At 58.4% G+C, this 13,746-nt stretch carries 10 protein-coding genes; 5 read left to right on the top strand and 5 right to left on the bottom strand.

What is annotated here, in order from left to right:
• Window positions 1–6: 6 nt before the first annotated feature.
• Complete coding sequence (gene xylB / locus JRC49_11795) at window positions 7–1,485, bottom strand: xylulokinase (GenBank protein ID QTE70474.1); 1,479 nt, start codon at window positions 1,483–1,485, stop codon at window positions 7–9.
• A gap of 28 nt (window positions 1,486–1,513) precedes the next feature.
• Window positions 1,514–2,353 carry a class II fructose-1,6-bisphosphate aldolase gene (fba, locus tag JRC49_11790; protein QTE70473.1) on the bottom strand — a complete coding sequence of 280 codons (840 nt, stop codon included), beginning with the start codon at window positions 2,351–2,353 and terminating at the stop codon, window positions 1,514–1,516.
• 158 nt (window positions 2,354–2,511) lie between these two features.
• Here fba and JRC49_11785 point away from each other — a divergent pair, with 158 nt between their 5' ends.
• On the top strand, window positions 2,512–3,462 hold the full coding sequence (locus JRC49_11785; protein QTE72873.1) for a 1-phosphofructokinase family hexose kinase: 951 nt from the start codon (window positions 2,512–2,514) through the stop codon (window positions 3,460–3,462).
• A gap of 62 nt (window positions 3,463–3,524) precedes the next feature.
• Here JRC49_11785 and pdxA read toward each other — a convergent pair whose 3' ends face one another.
• Window positions 3,525–4,529: a 4-hydroxythreonine-4-phosphate dehydrogenase PdxA gene (gene pdxA, locus JRC49_11780; protein ID QTE70472.1), complete on the bottom strand. Its 1,005-nt coding sequence runs from the start codon at window positions 4,527–4,529 to the stop codon at window positions 3,525–3,527.
• A 227-nt stretch (window positions 4,530–4,756) separates the two neighbouring features.
• Here pdxA and JRC49_11775 point away from each other — a divergent pair, with 227 nt between their 5' ends.
• The 3 genes from JRC49_11775 to JRC49_11765 all read left to right on the top strand — a co-directional run bounded on the left by JRC49_11775 (window position 4,757) and on the right by JRC49_11765 (window position 10,187).
• A complete protein-coding gene (locus tag JRC49_11775) occupies window positions 4,757–6,172 on the top strand; it encodes an MFS transporter (protein QTE70471.1) in 1,416 nt (471 codons plus the stop codon).
• 1 nt (window position 6,173) lies between these two features.
• Complete coding sequence (locus JRC49_11770; protein QTE70470.1) at window positions 6,174–6,926, top strand: glycerophosphodiester phosphodiesterase; 753 nt, start codon at window positions 6,174–6,176, stop codon at window positions 6,924–6,926.
• Window positions 6,927–7,097: 171 nt separating this feature from the next.
• Entirely contained in the window at window positions 7,098–10,187 is a 3,090-nt protein-coding gene (locus JRC49_11765; protein QTE70469.1) for an alpha-mannosidase, read from the top strand.
• Window positions 10,188–10,261: 74 nt separating this feature from the next.
• Here the strand turns inward: JRC49_11765 and JRC49_11760 are convergent, their stop codons facing one another.
• Together JRC49_11760 and JRC49_11755 are read right to left on the bottom strand one after the other, a co-directional pair.
• Entirely contained in the window at window positions 10,262–11,140 is an 879-nt protein-coding gene (locus JRC49_11760) for a hypothetical protein (protein QTE70468.1), read from the bottom strand.
• Window positions 11,141–11,308: 168 nt separating this feature from the next.
• A complete protein-coding gene (locus JRC49_11755; GenBank protein ID QTE70467.1) occupies window positions 11,309–12,658 on the bottom strand; it encodes an alpha/beta fold hydrolase in 1,350 nt (449 codons plus the stop codon).
• A 297-nt stretch (window positions 12,659–12,955) separates the two neighbouring features.
• Here JRC49_11755 and JRC49_11750 point away from each other — a divergent pair, with 297 nt between their 5' ends.
• Window positions 12,956–13,720, top strand: coding sequence for a helix-turn-helix transcriptional regulator (locus tag JRC49_11750; protein QTE70466.1), 765 nt, complete (start codon window positions 12,956–12,958; stop codon window positions 13,718–13,720).
• Window positions 13,721–13,746: the final 26 nt, after the last annotated feature.

The following is a 13,746-nucleotide window of genomic DNA, read 5'->3' as shown; positions in this document are numbered from 1 at the left end:
GCCCGGTCATGCGTTCATCAGATCTTTCAGATTCCCGTACAGCTTCCGGTAGGTTTCATATCCCCGGTCATAGATTTCCTTCACCGCGGGATACGGTTCATAGGTCCGGTTCACCCGGATCGTCTGTCGGGCCGCCTCTTCGAAGCCCTGCCATACGCCCGTTCCGACCCCGGCCAGCATCGCCGCCCCGAGAGTAGTCGCCGTATCGCTTCCGGGCACCTCGATTCCGCATCCGGTCACGTCCGCCTTGATCTGTGTCCAGATCCGGCTGTTGGCGCTTCCTCCCATAGCCCGCAGTACGTCTGCCCGGGCGCCGGCTTCCGCCGCCGTTTCCAGGTTATGCCGCAGGGAATAGGCCACGCCTTCCATGCATGCCCGGATCATCTGTGCCCGTGTCACGCCGAAGTTCAGTCCGAAGAATACGCCGCAGGCTTTCGGATCCCAGATCGGGCTCCGTTCCCCTGCCATGTACGGCAGGAAAGTCACGCCGCCGCTTCCCGGCTCCGCGGTTTCTGCCATTGCGCTCATCTCCGCAAAGCTCAGTTCCGGGCATATTGTTTCCCGCAGCCATTTCAGGGCGCCGCCTCCGCCGGTCGTTCCGCCCTGCAGCAGCCACCGTCCCGGCACCACATGGAAGCCGAGAATCAGCCGCGGATCCGCCGCGTATTGGTCAATGCAGATGCTCATGCCGCCGGCCTGTCCGCCCTGCTCCTGGGTCTGTCCGGGTGATACCACGCCGGCTCCCAGCGTACCGCAGGCCGCGTCCAGTCCGCCTGCCGCTACCGGAACGCCTTCCCGCAGGCCCATCTGCTTCGCCGCTTCCCCGGTCAGTCTTCCCACGATCTGGTGGCAGGCTGCAATCTCCGGCAGCATCTTTCGCGGAATCCCCAGCTCCTCGCACATCCCGTCGTCCCAGCTGCCCTTCCGCATGTCAAAGCAGGCCAGGCCGTATCCCTGGGACAGGTCCTGTGTAATCTCACCGGTCATCCTGTAGACGATATAGCTGTTCGACTGCAGGATCTTTTCTGTCTTCTCAAATACCTCCGGCCGGTGTTTCCGGTACCATAGGATCTTCGGCCAGGTATATCCCGGCTTGGCCGGATTGCCGCACAGGCCAAACAGTTTTTCCGCTGTCAGCCTGTCCGTCGTCTCCCGGCAGATATCTTCGCTCCGGGTATCCGTCCAGATTGGCGTCGGGCAGAGCACATTGCCTTCCCTATCCAGCGCGATGGCGGACCAACTCTGTCCGTCCGTGCCGATTCCGGCGATTTCCGCCGGCTCAATGCCGTTTTCGGAGATCATTTCGCGCACTGCCTGGCATACGCCTTCCCACCACCGGGCCGGATCCTGTTCCGCCCAGCCTCTCCTGGGATAACTGACAGGATATTCACATCCGCCCTGGGCGACGACCTTTCCTTCCGGATCAAACAGGGCCGTCTTGCAGGAGGAGGTTCCGATATCCACGCCAAGCAGCAGGGTTCTCATCTCCGCACTCTCCTCGTTTTCGTATTGCTCAGGCTTTTCCGCTGCTCCCCAGCAGCCGGATCAGTTCCTGCACCCGGCTTTGTACAGCCTTGCGGCCTTCCGCCAGGTACTTTTTCGGGTCAAACGCCTCCGGCTGTTCCCCGATGGCTTTCTTCACACCGGCCGTAAAGGCAATACGCAGATCCGTCGCGTAGTTCACCTTGCAGATGCCCCGGCGGATGCATTCCCTCACCTGGTCTTCCGGTACGCCGGAGGTTCCGTGGAGCACCAGCGGAATGCTGACCTTTTCCCGCACTGCGGACAGCCGGTCCAGATCCAGCTTCGGTTCTCCCTTGTATACTCCGTGGGCTGTGCCGATCGCCACCGCAAAGCTGCTGATGCCGGTCCGGTTCACAAAGTCAGCCGCTTCATCCGGATCGGTGTACTGGGGTTTGGCTTCCATGCCGTCTTCCTTGCCGCCCACCGTTCCCAGTTCCGCTTCCACCGGCAGGCCGCAGGCCATAGCCACCACCCGTCGGGTCAGCGCGATGTTCTCTTCATACGGAAGCTTGGATCCGTCGATCATCAGGGAAGTATATCCTTCCCGGGCACACTCTTCCGCCAGTTCATAACTGTTTCCGTGATCCAGGTGCAGTGCCACAGGCACCTTTGCGTCCCGTGCCATCCGGCTCACAATGCCGGCAAAACATTTCGGTCCCGCGTATTTCAGCGTACCGGGCGTAGTCTGTATCATCACAGGAGCGTTCTCCGCCTCAGCCGCAGCAATAATAGCCTGGACCATTTCCAGGTTTTCCGCATTGAACGCGCCGATGGCATAGCCGCCTTCCTGAGCTTTCTTCAACATCTCTCCGGTAGTGACGAACGCCATTCCATATCCCTCTTTTCGCAAAAGCGAATCGTTTCGCTTTTTTCACATTATACGACCGGTTTTCATTCCTTGTCAATCCTTTTTTTGTCTTGCGCTCAACTTATTTATATACTTGACTTTCTTCCTTTTCTCATTTACATTATTTGCATGATGAAACGATTCGGAGAGCGATGCATATGATCCTTACTGTAACGCTGAACACCTCCATTGATAAACTCTATCTGATGGAATCCATCCATCCTGAAACCGTCATGCGGGTGAAGGAGGTCCACAACACTGCCGGCGGCAAGGGTCTGAACGTCAGCCGTGTAGCCGCGAAGCTGCAGGAACCCGTCACCGCCATGGGCTTTGTCGGCGGGTTCAACGGGCAGTACCTGGAGTCGTTGATCTCCTCTCCCCTGGTTCGCTGTGCCTTCACCCATGTACAGGGGGAAACCCGCAGCTGCATCAACTGCTGGGACCTGTCCAACGGCCGCTCCACAGAGTACCTGGAGCCCGGTCAGCCTGTCACGCAGGCGGATATCGACCGCTTCCTTTCTGATTTCACTGCCCGTCTCCCGGAAGCGAATGTGGTCACCATCAGCGGCAGCGTCCCCCAGGGCGTACCCGAGGATTTCTATTGTGAGCTCATCCGCCGCAGCCGTGCCAACGGCATTCCTGTCCTGGTTGATACCAGCGGCGGCCGGCTGATCGCCGCCGTGAAGGAAAAGCCTTTCTTCATCAAGCCCAACGAGGATGAAATTGCCCAGCTGACCGGTCACAGCATTTCCGGCCGGGCAGAAGCTGTGAACGCCCTCACCTGCCTGCACAGGGACGGCATACCCTATGTGGTGCTCTCCATGGGAGAAGAAGGCGCCTTACTGGCCTGTGACCAGGGTGTTTTCCACGGCAGGCCGCCGAAAATCACCCCCCGGAACACCGTCGGCTGCGGAGACAGCATGGTGGCCGGTTTTGCCGTGGGTTTTGCCCGCCGCCTGCCCATAGAGGAAACCTTCCGCATGGCCCTGGCGGTTTCCGCAGCCAACGCCCTCAGCCTCTTCACCGGGGACTTCGATCCCGCGGATTATGACCGGCTTTATCCGGAAGTCCTGATTGAAAAGCTTCAATAACCAATCCATCAGTCAATACAAAAAACGCTTCCTGCCGGAAGCGTTTTTTCATTTTTCATTCTTCATTTTTGTCTGAATGCCGGTGCGTATTTCACCGCCAGCCGCACCGCCTCGATCATGCTGACCGCGCTGGCGATTCCCTGGCCCGCAATATCCATGGCGGTTCCGTGATCCACGGAAGTCCGCAGGATGGGCATCCCGTTGGTGATCGCGATGGTCCGTTCAAAGTCCAGCGTCTTGGTGGCAATATGTCCCTGGTCATGGTACAGGGACAGCACGCTGTTGTATCGTCCCTGCAGCGTCAGGTGGAACACAGAATCCGCCCCGATGGGTCCGGCCACGTCATAGCCTTCCTGCCGCAGCTCCTCCACGGCGGGATAAACCTGCTCCACTTCTTCGTTGCCAAACAGTCCGTGTTCCCCGCTGTGGGGATTCAGCCCGGCAATGGCCATGGTCCCCTCCGTCACGCCCAGCCGCCGCAGCGCCTCCGTGCAGCGCCTGACGTAGTCCTTGATCCGGTCTTTTGTCACCAGGTCGCAGGCCTGCCGCAGGGATACGTGCCGCGTCAGGAAGAACACCCGCATCCCCCGCACCTCAAACATGGTCAGGGGATCCTCCGTCCCGGTCAGCGCCCCGAAAATCTCCGTATGGCCGATATAGGGAACCCCGCCGGCCCGCAGGGATTCCTTGTTGATCGGTGTGGTGGCCACAGCGTCCGCCAGTCCTTCGTTCGCCAGGCGGATGCTTTCTGCAATGTATTCATAGGCAGCCTTGCCGCACATGCCGTCCACAGTGCCCACCTTCAGCCTGTTCAGGTCAATGTTGTGCAGGTCAATCAGGTTCAGCACCCCCGGGGCATACTCTCCTTCAGCCGGTTCCCGGATCACGTTGATCCGCACTACCGGCATTCCGGGATAAGTCCCAGCCAGTTCCAGCACACCCTTATCCCCGATCACCACGCAGCGGGCAGTCTCCTGCGTCTGCTTATCGGCAATGGTCTTCAGTACGATTTCCGGTCCGATTCCGGCAGCGTCTCCCATGGGGATCGCAATCAACGGTCTGTTCATTCCTGGACTCCTTCTGCCTGATACTGTTTTTGCCCTCCGGCAGTCATTTTTCTCCTCTCTTTTTTATCCTTTACCGCCTCATCTGTCAACCGTATTTGTTGGCCTTTTCCCGCTTCCTTGTGGTATAATCCACCTGATAGGGAAAAACACAGAATACCGGCAGCCGCCGGACAGAATCTCGCCGGCGGTGCAGACGGAATATCACTGTGCAGAAAGGAACATATCGTATGAAACTGAACGTAAAACGGACCTGTCAGATCGGCTTTGCTTTCTTTGGCATCCTCCTGCTGTGGCAGGTGTATGATTCCTGGTGCCCCACCTTCCTGACGGATCTGTTCGCCCACCGGATGTACGGGCTGACCTCGGCGGAGCTGAAAGCCAGCGCACCGGAAAACATCCTCAACGTCCAGTGGCTGGTCGGTATCATCATGGCCTGCGATAACCTGGCGGCCTTGATCCTGCTGCCCGTCTTCGGCAACCTCTCCGATAAAACCCGGACGCCCATCGGCAAGCGGATGCCCTACATCCTCGTCGGCACCTTCGTTGCCGCGGTTGCCTTCCCCTTCATTCCCCTCTTCTTCCATCAGAACAATATCGCCGGCATGATCATCATGATGGGCATCGTTCTCATCTTCATGATGATGTACCGGAATCCCGCTGTGGCCCTGATGCCTGATATCACGCCCAAGCCCCTCCGGGCCAAGGCTAACGGTATCATCAATATCATGGGCTATCTCGGCGGCGGCTTTGCCACCATCCTCGGTGTCTTCCTGAAGCTGAGTGATTATATCAACGTCACGGACCGCAGCACCAAGATGTGGATCATTGAGATCCCCTTCCTGGTCGCCTCCCTCCTGATGGTCATCTCCGCGCTGGTGCTCTTCTTCACCATCAAGGAAAACAAGATTGAGGAAGAGATGAAGGACGAGCTGGCTGAGGGCGAGCGCCTCGCCGCCATTGAAAACCCGGCTACGGACGAAGGTCCCATGTCCCCCGCCAACCGGCGCATGCTCCTGGCCATCCTCGGGGCCGAATTCCTCTGGTTCATGTCTGACAATGCCATCGGCACCTACATCGGCAACTATGTGATCTATTACCTGCAGGCTGCTTCCAGCGCCACCATGATCCTGACCCTGGGCGGCGGCCTGGCCTCCGCCGTCGGTTTCCTGATCGCCGGCGGTATTGCCGAGAAAATCGGGCGGAAATGGACCGTGTCCATCGGTCTGATCATTTCCTTCCTGGCCACCCTGATCATGATCTTCGTCCGGCCCACCGGCAAGGTGGTCGGCGTGAACGGAGAGTTCTCCTTCCCGGCCATCCTCTTCGGCGTCTGGGCCCTGAAGGGCTTCGGCATGGCCCTGGTTCACAACTGCTCCTTCCCCATGGTGGTGGAGCTGTGCACCTCGAAGAAGATCGGCAAGTTCACCGGTTATTACTACGCGGCCAGCATGTCCGCCCAGACCGTCACTCCGATCCTGCTGGGTCTCATCTTCATGAAGACCGGCGCCTGGGGTGCCCTGCCTGTTTACTCTTCCATCCTGACCGTCTGCAGTGCCCTGGTCTTCATCCTGCTGGTCAAGAATATTAAAACCCGGAAAATAGCCAATGCTTCCGGCCTGGAAGCTTTTGCGGAGGAAGACTGAAATGAGACAGTATACCGCTTCGGATTTCAGCGGTTTCTATTATGCCCACCGGGGCCTGTATGACAATCATCACGGCGTTCCCGAGAACTCCCTCCCGGCCTTCCGCGCCGCGGTGGAAAAAGGCTACGGTGTGGAGCTGGACGTCCAGCTTTCCGCTGACGGGCAGGTGGTCGTCTTCCATGACGATACCCTGGACCGGATCTGCGGCGTCCACGGCAAGGTCATTGATTATCCTCTCTCTGACCTGCAGCAGATGAAGCTGCTGGATACGGAGGAAACCCTGCCCCTGTTCACAGACGTCCTCGCCGTCCTGCGGCAGGGCGCCGGTCCCCTGATCGTGGAGCTGAAGACCGGTCCCCGGAATACGGAGCTGTGCGAAAAGACCCGGGAACTCCTCCGCGGTTATCCCGGCGTCTTCTGCATTGAGTCCTTCGATCCCCGGATTGTCCTCTGGTTCCGGAAAAATGCCCCGGAGATCTTCCGCGGCCAGCTGTCCCAGCCCCGGGAAGATTATGGCACGTCCCTTCCCGCCCTTTATTCCCGGCTCCTGGCGGACTGCCGTTTCTCTTTCCTGAACAAGCCTGACTTCATCGCTTACAAGATCGGCACCCGTCCCGCCCGCGTCCTGCGGAAGCGCGGAAAAGGCATCCTGCTGGTAGGCTGGACCTCCCATGACGCGGTGGCGGATTCAAAGGATAATGACAGCGTCATCTTTGAGTACTGCGCGCCTCCGCTCCGGTATGAAAAAACATAATCACATCAGGCCCGGGATTTTCTCCTTCCGGGCCTGATTTTCTGTAATTTTATTCTGTTCCCCTTGCTTTCCGCATCGCCGATGGAGTATCATCATATCAGAGATATGGATGAATCTGTCATAGAGCGTTCTGCCTTCAGCACAAAGGATCATTTCGAAGGAGCTGCTTAAATGAATAAGGAAATCACCGGTCAGCTTCGGCACGTCATTGATGCGCTGGCAGCGGATCTTTATCACCCTCTGGGCGAAATAGTCCTGGAGGGCTTTTCTGCGCCTTCCGTCCTGAACCTGCGGCAAGCGGAAACCTATCCCCGGGAGCCCTGGCCGGCCGGAACCCCCTGGGGCATGCCCTGGGATTATGCCTGGATGTTCGGCCGTTTCACCGTGCCGGAGGAGGCCCGCGGGGAGCGGATCGTCATGGACCTGAATCCCGGTGGTGAATCCGTCCTCTATGTCAACGGAAAAGTCTTCGGCGCCCGCCGGGGCGACCGGATGGCTCATCCGCACCAGTACATCTCCGATCAGGCCGTTTGCCGGAACGCGGAAGGCGGCGAAACCTTTGAGATCGCCCTGGAAGTCTACGGCGGCACTCCCCTGCCGGACCATCCCGGCCGTCCCGTCTTCCCGGAAGACGGCGTCACCTTCACCCGCACCGGCCCGGCCGTCACCGGGCGGAGCACCTTCGGCTGGTGGAATGAGGAAGCCTATCAGCTCTGGCTGGACCTGACCGTCCTCCGGGACGTACACGATTACCTGGAGGCGAATGATCCCTTCCGGGAGGCCCTGGCGGACGGCTTTGCCCGCCTGCTGGATACCCTGGATCTGGAGCAGCCCCTGCCGCAGCGCCGGCAGGCATACCTGGACGCCCGGCAGCAGATTGCGCCCCTGGTCAACGCGCATAACGGCACCTTTGCCGCCTCCATGGGCGTTATCGCCAACTCCCATCTGGATTATGCCTGGCTCTGGCCCATTGAGGAAACCCGGCGGAAAACCGCCCGCACCTTTGCGGCCGTCCTCCGCCTGCTCAAGGAGTATCCGGAGGCAAAGTTCCTCCAGAGCCAGTGTGCGGAATATGAGCTTTGCCGCCAGCACTATCCGGAGCTCTTTGAGGAAGTCCGGGAAGCCATCGCCGACGGCCGCTGGATTGCCGACGGCGGCATGTGGGTGGAACCGGATACGAACCTGGCCGGCGGCGAAGCCCTGGTGCGCCAGTTCCTGTACGGGCGCCGGTATTTCCGGGAAATGCTGGGCGTGGACAGCCGCGTTGCCTGGCTGCCGGACACCTTCGGCTACAGTGCCGCCCTCCCGCAGATCATCAAGGGCTTCGGCATGACCGGCCTCACCACCCAGAAGATCTTCTGGTCCTATAACGATTCTGAACCTTTCCCGCATCACGCCTTCCTCTGGCGCGGGCTGGACGGCACCGTCATTCCCAGCTACCTGCACATGTCCTATGAAACCGCCGTGGACGCGAAGACCGTGCATACCCGCTGGGTCAGCCGGCTGGAAAAGGACGGCAGCCGTGATTTCTACCTGCCCTTCGGCCAGGGAGACGGCGGCGGCGGACCTACCCGGGACGACCTGGAGCAGATCCGGCGCCAGCGGGATCTCCAGGGCGCGCCCAGGCTCTACTGGATGACCCCGGAGGATTACCTGAAAAAGCGGAACAACGGCTCCCTGCCCGTTTACCGGGGAGAGCTGTATTTCCCCTGCCACCGCGGAACCTATACCACCCAGGCCCTGATCAAGAACGGCAACCGCCGGGCGGAGCATGTCCTGCGGGTATGGGAAATGCTCGCCGCCATGGCCGCCTTCACCGGCCGCGCCGCCTATCCCGCGGAAGAGCTGGAAAGTGCCTGGAAGCTGCTCCTGACCAACCAGTTCCATGATATCCTGCCCGGTTCCTCCATCGCCCGGGTTTATGAGCAGGCCCGGATGGATATCGCCCGTGTCCGCGATACCGCCGTACGCGGTGCCCGGGAAGCCCTGCTCGCCTTCTGCCGGAACGGCCTGGGCCTCACGGTCTTCAACCCCTCTTCCCACCGGATCACCCGGGTCATCCGGGCGGATGAGCGGTTCACCGGCGGCGCCGTCACCCGGGAGGGTGTTCGTTTCCAGGCTGCCGCCTATAAGGATGAGGCGCTGGTGCTTGCCTGCCTGGAGCCCATGTCCGCCGTCACCATGTATCCGGCTGAGGTCCCGGTCCACAGCAACGTCTCGGTTCGCCGCCAGGGCAGCAATTATGTCATGCAGAATTCCGTCCTGCGCGCGGTCATTTCAAAGAAGGGCGAGCTGCTCTCCATGATTCTCCTGCAGGATGACCGGGAGCGGGTTCGCACACCCTCCAATGTGTTCCATCTTTACCGGGATCTTCCCCGGCACTTTGACGCCTGGGATATTGACAGCCAGACTGAGCGGCGGGAAGTGCCCATGGACGCGGAGTATGAAGCAGAGATCACCTGCGCCGGCGGCCTCTTCGCTGAGCTGAAGGTTACCACCCGTTTCTCCTCTTCCGTCATTACCCAGTGGATCCGTCTCACCGGGGAGGATGAACAGCTCGAGTTTATTACCGAGGCTGACTGGCAGGAGCGCCACCGCCTCCTGAAGGTTTCCTTTGATACCGGCATTGACGCGGATAACGCGGATCATAAGATCCAGTTCGGCTTTATCTCCCGTCCCGCCCACCGTTCCCGTCAGTATGACGCGGACCGGTTTGAGGTCTGCGCCCATGACTGGACCGTCCTGCGGGATGCTGTCCGCGGCGCGGCGCTGCTGAACGACTGCAAATACGGCGTCTCCGTTAACGACGGGGTCATCAGCCTGAGCCTGCTGCGGGCGCCCACCTACCCGGACGCCGCGGCTGACCGCGGACGCCACCGTTTCATTTATGCCTACCGTGCCTGGGACGGTCCGCTGGAAACCAGCGGCGTCATCGAGGCTGCCGAAGCGCTGAACGACCCGCTGATCACCGTCCCCGGTTCTTCCGTGCCGCTTCGCCTGCTGAATTCCAGTGATCCCGCCGTCACCGTGGAAAGCGTCAAGCTGTCTGAGGACGGCACCGGCGACCTGGTCATCCGCCTGTATGAGAGCATGGGCGGTACCCGCACCGTCATGATTCATCCCTTCCTGCCCTTCAGTGCGGTCTGCACCTGCTCCTTTGCCGAGGATCCACAGGATATTCTTCCCGTATCGGACGGCACCTTTACCCTGTCCTTCCATCCCTTCCAGATCATCACCCTGCGTCTGGCCCGGAAGAGATAAAATCATCCATACAAAAAAATTGCGGGGCATCCGGATGGATGCCCCGCAGCTCATTTCAGGCTGGAAATGTTTTCTTAGTTCTTGGCCGGCACAACGTGCTTGCTCTCGTCAAAGTGTTCCGCCTTGGTGGTTCCCCGGTCGGAAACTTCCAGGCTGAACTTGCCTTCCAGCGTATGCTCGCCGTCCTTGTTGGTGGTCAGCTTCACGCTGGCGCTGCCCTCGGCGGCTTCCAGTTCGCCCTTGTCGTTTACCTTCAGGGTCATTTCCGCGTTCTGAATGCTCATGGACTGGGTCGTCGCAAGCACGCCCCGGGCAATGGAGACATAGTCGCCGATCTTGCCCGTCTGGCTCTTGTATTCGTCACTGTTCATCCTCAGGAAACGGTCGCCGGCAAACTGCATCAGCATCATCAGTCCGGTGTTCACGATTTCCGTGGAGTTTCCGTTCAGCTTCATATGGATGGTCTTCCCGCCGTTTTCGGCCGTACCCACGGTCACTTCCGCAAAGACGTCGGCCATGCCGGCCAGCATGCGGAACGCGCCCATCACCAGGTCAGTCCGGGCGGAGCTGCGCAGGATCGTGTTGTTTTTGATGCTTCCGGCGGTCTTGTAGGTGCCGGGATAAACGACTTCCACAACACGGACAGCGCCGTCGTCATCAAAGATGGTATAACCGCTGTTCTTGACGGATCCGTCCTTCTTCGGGCTCTTCACCTTCAAGTCGCAGTAAGCGTCATAACCTTCCTGCTGATAAACGCCGTCAATCGTCTTGAACCAGTTTCCGTCAAAGGAGAATTCCATGTTGCCCTTCAGGGTCACGTTATCGGTGTTGAACAGCAGCTTGTCGCAGTCATCAGCAACCTGCAGCAGAACATTGTTTCCTTCAGCCAGGGCAGCCGCCGCCAGCGTTAAAATCATAACCAGTGCCGTTACCAGCGTTAAAAGTCTTTTCATTTTCGTTTTTACCTCCTTCTGTACACCCCGAAAGGGAGTGTACATATAAATAGACGACACCGTATATGGTTTTGTTTCGCCCGGAAATGGAAAAAAGAACCGCCTTGCAGGCGGTTCCGTTATACAGGCATTGATTTCTTTGGGCTCAGCGGTTTTCCGGCGGGGTATTTATTTTTTCTCTTCCAGGATAAATGCCGCAATATCGCTGATGACCTTCTCATCAACCTTTTCTGCCCTCATATAGTTCATGGATACGTCATTCATCACACCGTGGGTCATGCTGTGGATCAGTCCCGGATAGGAAATCAGGGTCCAGTTGTCCTTGTCTCCAAAAGCTTCCTGCCAGATGCCGAAGTCCTTCATCGTCACCTGCCAGTCTTCTTCGCCCTGAAGCACCAGGACCGGCTTTGTAATATCCTCCGCCATCTTCAGCTGGTCATATTCCGCCAGCCATTTCCAGTATGGCGCATAGGCGCCCTGTATGGCATCGCTGTCCGCCAGCGCGTCCAGGTCATTCAGCCTGTCCAGCTCGCTGAAAATGTCCTCCTTGTTCATCCCGGCCTGCTCCATAGCCTCCGCCTGCACGGAGAACATGAACTCATACTGTTCCCGGAACAGCTCATCCAGTTTCCTGGGAGAACCGGCCATCATCACATATCCGCAGGCGGCCACAGGCTGCTCTTTCAGCACCTTGTCAATCATCGGGATTGCGATGCCACCCAGGCTGTGTCCCAGCACATAGATCCGTTCCGGATCAATCTTCTCCTGCTGTGCCAGCATCTGCACCGCCGCGGCCGCGTCATCCACCGTTTCCTCCATCAGCGTCAGCTGATAGTTATCGGCCAGCTCCTTACCGTAAGTATAGGTCCGCTTGTCGTAACGGTATACCGCCACACCCTTTGCTGCCAGGCCTTCCGCCAGGTCTTTGAAGGGTTTCACGCTGAAGATGGTCTCATCCATGTCATTGGGGCCGGAACCGTGCACCAGCACAATTGCCGGGAACGAACCGTCTCCTTCCGGCAGGGTCAGGATGCCCGGCAGCTCGCCCAGGGAGGGTACCGGCAGGTTCAGTTCAACGCTGGCCAGGTCAGAAGACGCGCTCTCCTGTTTGCCGGAGAAAACGCCTGTCTGTATTCCCGCAACTGCGCCATTCTGTGTCACCAGGACAATATCCACAGACATCGTGGAAAAAACACAGGGAATATAGAAAAACTGAAAACCCTGGATTTCCTTCTGATAAGCCGGCTGGATCTCTTTGATCTCGCCGATGGAAGTAATTTGCATCGCAACCGCCTTCATGCCGCCGGCTGCGTCCAAAGCGGTTTTCACTTCAGGCACCAGTTCCCAGGCGCTGTCCAGTTCCTCCGGATGCTCTCCGAAGAGCATCTGAATCCATTCGTCCGCATCCGCGGGCGTTTCGATCTTCCGGGCTTCCTGCTCCGCGAAAGCCATTCCGCAAGCTGTCAGCGTCAGCATCAGCGCCAGCGTCAAAGTCAGCATTTTGTGCAGTGTTTTCATTCGTTTTTCCCTCCCCGGTCCCCGTTCAGGGACCGTATTGTGTAATATACTTTCTGTATTGGAATGGGATATGCTCTGTTTACATCGCGATTACTATACCATACTTCAGCCGGTGTAAAAAGGATAAATCAGATAAGATAGCCCGGGTTATTTTTCTGATTCAGCACAGATAGGGAGTCCTTCCAACCTCTGGTTGGAAAAAAAGAGCGAAACTTCAACAACCGCGTCATTGATTTCTCCCTCTCCAATGGCTACACTTTAGGTACCGGCCGGAATAATTCATACGGAGTGGCTGATATGGCACAGAATCAACTGAAAGATCAGATTTCATACCTGCGGCATCAGAAAGGCCTCACCCAGGAAGCACTGGCGAAACACCTTGGGGTCACAAACCAGACAATCTCCAAATGGGAGTCGGGACAGTGCTGTCCGGACATCCAGCTCCTGCCTGAAATTGCGGACCTCTTCGGCGTCTCCATTGACGAGCTCATGGGGCATACCGCCGGAAGCAGCCTGGAATCCCTCTGTCTCGGCCTGAAATCCTATTTCGCGAATCTTCCGGAAGAACAGGGCTTTGACGACGCTTATCGCCTGGCTGCACAGCTGCATGAGATCATCGTGACCGACGGCTATAAAAAGCACCTGCCCTGGACGGAAAAGAACTACGCGGAAGAAAGCATGGCCCATTGGGGGCTTTCCGCCAGCAGTGAGCTTCCCGGCAATTCCCTGAGGAACGGGAATACCATCCTCTTCACCCGGAATGAAGGATATGCAGGCCCGAAAGCTTCCGAACTCCGGAAGATACAGTCCGCCCTGAAGACGTTGTCTGACAGGAAAGCGCTGAAGGTATTCTTCGCGGTTCACGAACTTACCCTGCGGGATACAGACCTGTATGTCGCTGCCGGGGAAGTCGCGGAAAAAGCAAAAGTCTCTCCGGAAGAAGTGGAAGAAATTCTGGCTCAGCTGCCGGTTGCCGTCCAGGAAGATGAAGGCGTGGAAAAATACCGTATTGAGGGCAGTGCCGCCTGGCTGGCGGATGTCATCCGGCTCATCTGGTGGTAAACAGGTTCCCCTCCTTTCGGCTTCAG

This window comes from Clostridiales bacterium FE2011, assembly GCA_017569305.1.
In the GTDB taxonomy this organism is placed as follows: Bacteria; Bacillota; Clostridia; order Christensenellales; family Aristaeellaceae; genus Aristaeella.
This window is presented reverse-complemented; position numbering and strand designations above follow the sequence as displayed.